The following is a 6000-nucleotide window of genomic DNA, read 5'->3' on the forward strand; positions in this document are numbered from 1 at the left end:
ACCGCTAAGCCAGCAATAATAAACATCGCCTTAAGAAAGTTTTCCATGCACGTCGCAATAAGTTCAGGTGAGTAACCCAAGTGGCGTACATTTCTTTGGCAATCAGGCATTTAAAAACGAATTAAGATTAATAATGGGTTTTAAAACCTTAACGATAAGTTACACCTGAATAATCCAATAACATTCAACCAAGATTAATAATAATCATATTCGCGGTTAAAACATTCTGTAATAGCGTTTAATTGCAACCTCAACAATCGGATGGATACATGGAACACAAATATGCTTCAGCAATATTGCTTTCAGCATGTGCATTATTTGCTAATAACGCACATGCTACAGATTCAAGTAGTGAAACAATCCCAAAATACAAACCTCATGCGTGTCTTGTTTTAGTTTCTACTGGGCAGCAGTTTTGTCAGCAAAAAGGGGAAGAACCCCTATCTCGCTTGCCTGATGAGTTTTATCGCCAACCAGTCTATGTTCAAGCTGAGCAAGGAACAGAAGTCATCCTATCAGATGTCGATAACTTGGCAGATAAAACAAGAAAAGTCTATGTGGTGGGCACTGTTCTTAATGAAGAGCTGAAAAACGCTGAATCATCGAAAGGAGAAATTATTGATGTTTCAGCACCAGCCTCAATGAAAGTCGTTGGTAGTGATAAAAACCTTGGCTGTTTACGAAACATTTCGACTGATCAGATGTACTGTCTTCCAAAAGATAGAAAAGTTAACAGACTGCCTGATTTCATTTACGACCAACCGATCGAGGTTAGACCTACCTTCGGTTTAAAAGTAAAAGTATCGGCACAAGAGGAACTACTATCGGAAGCCTCTTACTCATTTGAGCAAACAACCACAAATGATCGCCTACAGAAAATCACCACGAATAATGGCTTAGAACTTAACTTACAAAAAGTAAAATCTATGGCTGTTGTTGACTCTGGAGCTCAAAAGGCTTGCTTAACGAGTCGTCAAACTGGCGTTCAATTTTGTCTAGCAGAAAAAGGAACTGGAGAAGCATACCCAAGTGAATTCGATAACCTTTATCCATCACCAAATTACCTACCAAGCTGGATTCGAGGGCATGAAGTTGATGCAAAATCGAATTCACCAATAGGCATGCATATTTCCAACACATATAACGTAATTGGATATCAATACACTTGGTTCCCACCGGGCGAAGTTAGTAACAATAAGCTTTCTCAGCAAGTCACTGTTGGTGGTGAGGAAGTAGATTTATCCCAACCTAACTCCTTTAATATCTTTAACTGCAAAAATAGCTCGAGAGATTGCTGACCACATAGAGAAGAAAGGGCACAGTGTCAGTGCCCTTTATATCAATTTAAACTATTGGTCTGCGGCGATAGAATAACAGCCCCGGAACCGCCAAGCCAACCGCTAAGCCAGCAATAATAAACATCGCCTTAAGAAAGTTTTCCATGCACGTCGCAATAAGCTCAGGTGAGTAACCTAAGTGGTTTATCTCTACCATGGCGATCATGGCCTTATATGCGAATACACCCGGAACCATAGGAATCAAAGCAGCCACAGTGAAGACTTTAGGGTGAGCAAGAAAACGATGGGACCAATGCACACCAATCAAACCTACTAGCGTCGCTGCAAAAAACGTTGCCCATTCAATTGGCAAGCCAAAGTGCATCATTAGGTAACGACTGCCATGACCAATCGCACCACCTACCGCGCAGTACTTGAGTGCTTTCTGCGGCACATTAAACACCATAGCAAAACCAACGGCAGGAATAGCGGCGAAGAACATATCGTTCAACAGCCCTAAGATGAGTTCAAATACGCTCATTAGCTCATCCACCCCCAAATCCCCGTTACTTCCATTGCCGCAACAATACCGAGACAAGTCGCTAAGGTTAATAAGCTCGCCATGGTAAATCGCGCAATGCCCATGTTGATATGGCCTTTTAGCATATCGGCAACTGAGTTAATCAGTGGGAAACCGGGTACTAGCATCAATACCGAAGATGCCATCGCAACGGTTGGCAAGTTACCAATGTCAAAAATGACCGCTTGAGCAGAGATTAGGGTGGTCACAAACGCTGTGACAGCGAAGTTGAGAAGAGGATTAAAGTGGCGGTGACCAATTTCTTGTCGAACGGTCATACCGCCTGCAGAAGCAAGAAACGTCATGACAAACACACCTAAGTCTCCACCCGCTAAGTGGCTGAAGGCCGCACAAGAAAGGCCGATCATGAACACCACTAACCAACGGTTATAGCGCTCAGGGCTAATGGTGTTGAGTTTCTTCTGCGCCATTCTCACATCGAGCAAGCCGCGCTCCATCATGATACAAATTCGTTGGATCTGGGTGATCACTCGCATGTTTATCCCGCGATCGGCACAACTTCTGGTCGTTGTAATGCAATGATCGTCTTTGACTGTCGTTACAACCAAAGCATTCGCAGATAATGCCACTGCCACTTCGCTGACACCACAGGCAATACCGATGCGCTGCATGATGTCACTCACAAGCGTACTTTCTGCCCCGTGGGCTAAGAGCATTTGCCCTGCTTGGGCAACGAGCCGAGAAATGGCCCTTTGGTTGGATGCCGTCGTTGCACAAGACGGTATAACTTCCGATGTCATAAATACTTCCTAAGTCCGTTAAGCTCATTATTGTGCCGCAAATCACATCGTCTAAACATGATTTAGATACAAAAAAAGCCGCAATAAACATTGCGGCTTAATGAATTAGCTAGCGATTAGTCGCGGACGTAAACAACGTGACCGTCGTCTTCTTCATCGTCCCAATCATCCCAATCGTCGTCATCTTCTTCAGTGATAACGTCTTTACCAGCGATTGCGTCTTTATGGTAATCATCCCACATGAAGTTCACTTTATCTTCTTCAGCAACTTCTTCCTCTTCGCGAGGTAGGTTTTCCATAAAGTCTGCTAACTTGTAGCAAAGCTCTTTTGTACCGTTACGGTTGATCGCTGAGATCTTAAAGAACTCGTCTTCCCAACCTAGCGCGTCCAAGATCTCTTGGATCTTTTCATTCGCTTCTTCTTCCGGCATCAGATCCGTTTTGTTGAAAACTAGCCAACGAGGTTTACCTGCTAGTTTCTCACTGTACTGCTCTAGTTCATCAATGATGGTTAGGGCATTTTGAATTGGATCTGACTGATCGATAGGCATGATATCAATCATGTGTAGCAATACGCGACAACGCTCTAGGTGCTTAAGGAAGCGAATACCTAGACCAGCACCGTCAGCTGCGCCTTCGATTAGACCAGGGATATCTGCAACCACAAAGCTCTTCTCAGGAACCACACTCACCACACCCAAGCTTGGGATCAGCGTTGTAAATGGGTAATCTGCTACTTTTGGTTTTGCTGCTGATACTGCGCGGATAAAGGTTGATTTACCTGCGTTAGGTAGACCAAGCATACCAACGTCAGCCAATAGCAATAGCTCTAGACGGATTTCACGGATTTCACCTTTAGTACCTAGCGTTCTCTGACGAGGCGCGCGGTTTACTGAAGATTTAAAACGCGTGTTACCAAGACCGTGCCAGCCGCCTTTCGCGACCATCACTTTCTTACCGTGTTCTGCTACTTCTGCAACGATTTCGTTAGTGTGGATATCAACTGCGCGAGTACCCACTGGTACGCGAAGTGTGATGTCTTTACCACGTTTACCAGTACAGTTACCGCCGCGACCGTTTTCACCGCGTTCTGCTTCGTAAAAGCGTTGGAAACGGTAATCGATCAGGGTATTTAGGTTTTCATCGGCTTGGATGTATACATCACCACCATCACCACCGTCGCCACCATCTGGGCCACCTTTAGTGATGAATTTTTCACGCCAGAAACTTACAACGCCGCTACCGCCGTCACCAGCCTGAACTTTTACTACCGCTTCATCTACGAACTTCATCTTTTACTCCGACTACTTCGTGCGTGGATTAAATCTGATTTGCCATCAAACAATTTTAGCAGATGACAGATCTAAGCTCCCAGATTCCAACCGCTCAGGGACAAAACGAGAAACTTGAATATGTCGACTGCTACAAATAAAAAACCCCGCCGAATCGGCAGGGCTTTTGAATTCAGCTATAAAGCTTTAGTAATTAACCTAAAAGGTAAAATTACTCAGCTTCGATGCTTACAAACTTACGGTTCTTAGGACCTTTAACCTCGAACTTCACCTTACCTTCAGTAAGAGCGAATAGAGTGTGGTCTTTACCGATACCTACGTTGTTACCAGCGTGGAACTTAGTACCACGTTGACGAACGATGATGTTACCTGCAAGAACAGATTCACCACCGAAACGTTTAACACCTAGACGTTTGCTTTCTGAATCGCGGCCGTTACGAGTAGAACCACCAGCTTTTTTGTGTGCCATTGTTAAACTCTCCTAATAGATTAAGCGTTGATACCAGTGATCTTCACTTCAGTGAACCACTGACGATGACCCTGTTGCTTACGAGAGTGCTTACGACGACGGAACTTAACGATTTTAACTTTATCGCCACGACCGTGTTGTACAACTTCAGCAACAACTTTGCCGCCCTCTACAAGAGGAGCGCCAACTTGGATTTCTTCGCCGTTAGCAACAAGAAGAACTTTATCAAATTCAACAGTTGCGCCCGTTTCAACGTCTAATTTCTCTAAACGAAGAGTTTGACCTTCGCTTACACGGTGTTGTTTACCACCAGATTGGAAAACAGCGTACATATTTTACTCCGCTTTTTCCGCACAGCCTTTTCATGAGGGTGTGCGCTAAACTAATCATCAATAGGGCGCAGATTCTACAGAAGAGATGCCCCTATGACAAGCCATATTTTGAAAAAATTGGCGAAAAGCTAATCGCCAAAGAAAAGTGCGGCAATCATGCCCTTTAGTAATGTATTAATCAACGTTTTTTAGTGTATTATTCGACAATTATATAAATCGAATAAGCCTTGCAGGGTCTAACTTCAGCCGGATATACGATGGATTTTAAAACTATCCAAGCGCTTACTGCCGATGACATGGCAAAAGTGAATGAAACAATTCAAGCCCAACTAAATTCTGATGTCTCTTTAATCAACCAACTCGGTTTCTATATCGTGAGTGGTGGAGGCAAACGCTTAAGACCACTTCTGGCGATATTGTCAGCACGTGCTCTTGGTTACCAAGGTAACGGCCATACAATGGCAGCTGCGTTTATCGAGTTCATCCATACGGCAACTTTGTTGCACGATGATGTGGTAGACGAATCAGACATGCGCCGCGGTAAAGCGACAGCAAACGCTGCGTTTGGTAATGCCGCTAGCGTGTTAGTTGGGGACTTTATTTATACTCGCTCATTCCAAATGATGACTGAGCTAGGATCAATGAAGATCCTTAAACTGATGAGCGACGCAGTTAATGTGATCGCAGAGGGTGAGGTTCAGCAGTTGATGAACTGTAATGATCCTGACACGACAGAAGAAAGCTACATGCAGGTCATCTACTCTAAGACCGCACGTTTGTTTGAATCCGCTACACAGATTGGTGCGATTCTTAACGATGCGCCGGAAGAAGTAGAAGTGGCATTCCAGAACTACGGTAAATATTTGGGCACAGCATTCCAACTGATCGACGACGTGATGGATTACACGTCTGACGGTGAGGATATGGGTAAGAATGTTGGTGATGATTTGGCTGAAGGCAAACCAACGCTTCCTCTACTTCATGCAATGCGCAATACCACGCCAGAGAATGCGCAGATGATTCGTGAAGCGATTGAGAAGGCCAATGGCATGGATCGACTAGAAGACATTCTAGCGGTAATGCAGGAAGCTGGCTCGCTGGAATACACCACGCAAAAAGCAATGGATGAAGCAGATAAAGCGATTGCAGAGCTCGCAATCCTTCCAGAATCTGATTATAAGCAAGCGCTGATTACTCTAGCCCACATGGCAGTTAAGCGTACCAGCTAAGCTAGTAAAAGAAGACCCTGATGAAACAAGGAAGAGTGTTACTCTAATGCCGTTCACTTA

At 44.4% G+C, this 6000-nt stretch carries 7 protein-coding genes; 2 read left to right on the forward strand and 5 right to left on the reverse strand.

The genetic code is table 11. The annotated features are described in order from the left end of the window. Positions 1-269 precede the first annotated feature (269 nt). Positions 270-1298 carry a hypothetical protein gene (locus tag H735_RS22915; protein ID WP_020198113.1) on the forward strand — a complete coding sequence of 343 codons (1029 nt, stop codon included), beginning with the start codon at positions 270-272 and terminating at the stop codon, positions 1296-1298. Positions 1299-1344: 46 nt separating this feature from the next. On the opposite strand, the gene H735_RS22920 is transcribed toward H735_RS22915, so the two are convergent. The 5 genes from H735_RS22920 to rplU form a co-directional block, all read right to left on the reverse strand. After that, positions 1345-1818 (reverse strand): threonine/serine exporter family protein, encoded by a 474-nt coding sequence (locus H735_RS22920; RefSeq protein ID WP_005437379.1) that lies wholly within the window; start codon positions 1816-1818, stop codon positions 1345-1347. Continuing rightward, entirely contained in the window at positions 1818-2618 is an 801-nt protein-coding gene (locus tag H735_RS22925) for a threonine/serine exporter family protein (RefSeq protein WP_005437378.1), read from the reverse strand. Before H735_RS22925 ends, H735_RS22920 begins: the two co-directional genes overlap by 1 nt. A 116-nt stretch (positions 2619-2734) precedes the next feature. Then, a complete protein-coding gene (cgtA, locus tag H735_RS22930) occupies positions 2735-3910 on the reverse strand; it encodes an Obg family GTPase CgtA (RefSeq protein ID WP_005437377.1) in 1176 nt (391 codons plus the stop codon). 211 nt (positions 3911-4121) lie between these two features. Beyond that, complete coding sequence (gene rpmA / locus H735_RS22935; RefSeq protein WP_005383095.1) at positions 4122-4379, reverse strand: 50S ribosomal protein L27; 258 nt, start codon at positions 4377-4379, stop codon at positions 4122-4124. A gap of 20 nt (positions 4380-4399) precedes the next feature. Next, positions 4400-4711, reverse strand: a complete 312-nt coding sequence (rplU, locus tag H735_RS22940; protein ID WP_005437376.1) for a 50S ribosomal protein L21 — start codon at positions 4709-4711, stop codon at positions 4400-4402. Between the two features lie 257 nt (positions 4712-4968). Here rplU and ispB point away from each other — a divergent pair, with 257 nt between their 5' ends. Next, positions 4969-5940: an octaprenyl diphosphate synthase gene (ispB, locus tag H735_RS22945; protein ID WP_005437375.1), complete on the forward strand. Its 972-nt coding sequence runs from the start codon at positions 4969-4971 to the stop codon at positions 5938-5940. Positions 5941-6000 lie beyond the last annotated feature (60 nt).

This window comes from Vibrio owensii CAIM 1854 = LMG 25443 (genome assembly GCF_000817815.1).
GTDB lineage: Bacteria > Pseudomonadota > Gammaproteobacteria > Enterobacterales > Vibrionaceae > Vibrio > Vibrio owensii.

Bases quoted from the DNA above. Each gene is read 5' to 3' on its own strand.
- rpmA (WP_005383095.1), bottom strand. From the start codon at position 4,379: ATGGCACACAAAAAAGCTGGTGGTTCTACTCGTAACGGCCGCGATTCA.
- H735_RS22920 (WP_005437379.1), bottom strand. From the start codon at position 1,818: ATGAGCGTATTTGAACTCATCTTAGGGCTGTTGAACGATATGTTCTTC.
- rplU (WP_005437376.1), bottom strand. From the start codon at position 4,711: ATGTACGCTGTTTTCCAATCTGGTGGTAAACAACACCGTGTAAGCGAA.
- H735_RS22925 (WP_005437378.1), bottom strand. From the start codon at position 2,618: ATGACATCGGAAGTTATACCGTCTTGTGCAACGACGGCATCCAACCAA.
- cgtA (WP_005437377.1), bottom strand. From the start codon at position 3,910: ATGAAGTTCGTAGATGAAGCGGTAGTAAAAGTTCAGGCTGGTGACGGC.
- ispB (WP_005437375.1), top strand. From the start codon at position 4,969: ATGGATTTTAAAACTATCCAAGCGCTTACTGCCGATGACATGGCAAAA.
- H735_RS22915 (WP_020198113.1), top strand. From the start codon at position 270: ATGGAACACAAATATGCTTCAGCAATATTGCTTTCAGCATGTGCATTA.